We start from the raw sequence: 1,920 nt of genomic DNA on the forward strand, positions 1-1,920 counted from the left end.
GGCTCTGTTGGCCAATCCTCATTTCCCTCAAGGGTCTGGAAGAATACAGGAATGCCTGGAAGGATGGGTGGCAAAATGGTTACAATGAGAAATCTTAAGGTTGTAAAGGTAATTGCAGAGAAAAATCTTATCCTTATAAAAGGAGCAATCCCTGGGCCTATAAATGGACTTGTTGTAATTAAAAAATGCAAGTAGATACTATGAGATGGAGAATCTTGATTGAGCAGGATGAAGATGGAATGTTTGTAGCAGAATGTCCATCTTTACCCGGGTGTATTTCTCAAGGTAGAACTAGGAATGAGGCAATTTTGAATATTCAAGATGCAATCAAGGGATATATAGAAAGTTTAAAGAAACATAATGAAGCAATTCCTTTCCCAATTGAAGAGGAGATGGTGGAGATAGCGGTTTGAGCAAATTACCAGTATTATCTGGAAAAGAGCTTTGTAGGATATTAGAAATGATAGGATATTATGAGGATTATTGGACAGGGAGCCATATTATTTTAAGAAATATTAATCCACCTTATCGTAGGTTGACTGTTCCTGCTCATAAAGAGATTGCCAAAGGAACATTAAGGTCTATAATAAGAGAAACAGGATTAACCTTAAATGAGTTTAAGGAATTATTAAAATGAAAGTAGATGTAATAAACATAAAGGGAGAAAAGGTAGAAGAAATAGAGCTTAATGATGAAATATTTGGAAAGAAGCCTAATCCAAATACAATATATGAGGCAAATAAGGCATATCTTGCTAATCAAAGAAGGGGGACAGCATCAACAAAAAGGAAGGGAGAGGTTTCTGGCTCTGGAAGAAAGCTATGGAGGCAGAAGGGAACAGGAAGGGCGCGTATTGGCTCAATAAGAAGCCCACTATGGAGGGGTGGTGGTGTTATTTTTGGTCCTAAACCAAGGAGCTTTAAGATAAATCTTCATAAAAAGGTAAGAAGAAATGCCCTAATCTCATCCCTTTCAGCAAAGGCAGCTGAAAAAAAAATATTGGTAATTGACACTATAGAGCTAAAAAAGGCAAAGACAAAGGTAATGGATAAGATAATTCACAAGCTTTCCCTTAAAAAGCCCTTGTTTGTCCTTTCTTCCAGAAGCCCAGAGTTTGTTAAAAGCACAAGAAACATACCAAATACCCATTCCTGTCTTTCAGAAAATCTATGCTCATACTATGTCCTTTCCCACAATGAGCTTGTTATCACAAAGGATGGGGTTAAAAAGCTAGAAGAGAGGCTACTTGTTAGCTAATTGCAGGTATGGAGATTGATTACGAAAAGATTAGGGAGATAATAAGGGAAGAAATAGAGGATGTAGGCTTAAAGTATGCAGATATAGAGCTTGGAGAGAGATGGGCTGGAGGGAATATTATTATAAAACCAGAAAGAAAAGACCTTAAGGAATTTGTCCTTCCATTAGAGAAATTTTTCCATAAAATCATTATGATTAGGGATAGGCTCCGCGTTCTTGAGGCAAAGATAAATTCCAACCCCAAGCTTTTAGATGCTGACAAGATTGAGCTTCAACAATACATTACAAGGATATATGGAAGCCTAACAACATTCAATCTCCTCTTTAAGAAAAGGAGTAGCTGGTTTATCGGAGAGAGAAAGGAATCTGTTTAACCTTCCAAATAAAGGCAAAATGCAAGCATTTAATGGGTTTTTGACCTCTTTACAATTTCTTACTATTATTCCTATAAAAATAAAGGAGCTAGATTTTGAAGGCTCTATATCCTGGTTTCCCATTATAGGTTGCTTAATCGGAAGTCTACTAGGAGGAACAGGTTTTTTATTTGGATGCCTTCCCAAAGAGGTTAATACAAGCCTTATCATTATAATTTCTATTGTCATCACGGGTGCGCTGCATTTAGATGGATTTTGTGATACATTGGATGGTTTATCTTCTACAAAA

The 1,920-nt window shown here is 36.6% G+C and carries 6 protein-coding genes; all 6 read left to right on the forward strand.

Annotation, left to right across the window (positions count from 1 at the left end; translation table 11 throughout):
* Positions 1-195, forward strand: a 195-nt coding sequence (locus AB1630_12855) for a 50S ribosomal protein L3 (protein ID MEW6104679.1), incomplete at its 5' end; no start/stop codon positions are given.
* 5 nt (positions 196-200) lie between these two features.
* Positions 201-413: a type II toxin-antitoxin system HicB family antitoxin gene (locus AB1630_12860; GenBank protein MEW6104680.1), complete on the forward strand. Its 213-nt coding sequence runs from the start codon at positions 201-203 to the stop codon at positions 411-413.
* Positions 410-637 carry a type II toxin-antitoxin system HicA family toxin gene (locus AB1630_12865; protein ID MEW6104681.1) on the forward strand — a complete coding sequence of 76 codons (228 nt, stop codon included), beginning with the start codon at positions 410-412 and terminating at the stop codon, positions 635-637. The genes AB1630_12860 and AB1630_12865 overlap by 4 nt, the downstream gene beginning before the upstream one ends.
* Positions 634-1,257: a 50S ribosomal protein L4 gene (gene rplD / locus AB1630_12870; GenBank protein ID MEW6104682.1), complete on the forward strand. Its 624-nt coding sequence runs from the start codon at positions 634-636 to the stop codon at positions 1,255-1,257. Before AB1630_12865 ends, rplD begins: the two co-directional genes overlap by 4 nt.
* An 8-nt stretch (positions 1,258-1,265) precedes the next feature.
* Positions 1,266-1,631: a hypothetical protein gene (locus tag AB1630_12875; GenBank protein ID MEW6104683.1), complete on the forward strand. Its 366-nt coding sequence runs from the start codon at positions 1,266-1,268 to the stop codon at positions 1,629-1,631.
* A gap of 19 nt (positions 1,632-1,650) precedes the next feature.
* Positions 1,651-1,920 (forward strand): adenosylcobinamide-GDP ribazoletransferase (locus tag AB1630_12880; GenBank protein ID MEW6104684.1); only part of this gene is annotated, 270 nt, incomplete at its 3' end.

It is taken from the genome of bacterium (assembly GCA_040753555.1).
GTDB lineage: Bacteria > UBA9089 > UBA9088 > UBA9088 > UBA9088 > JBFLYE01.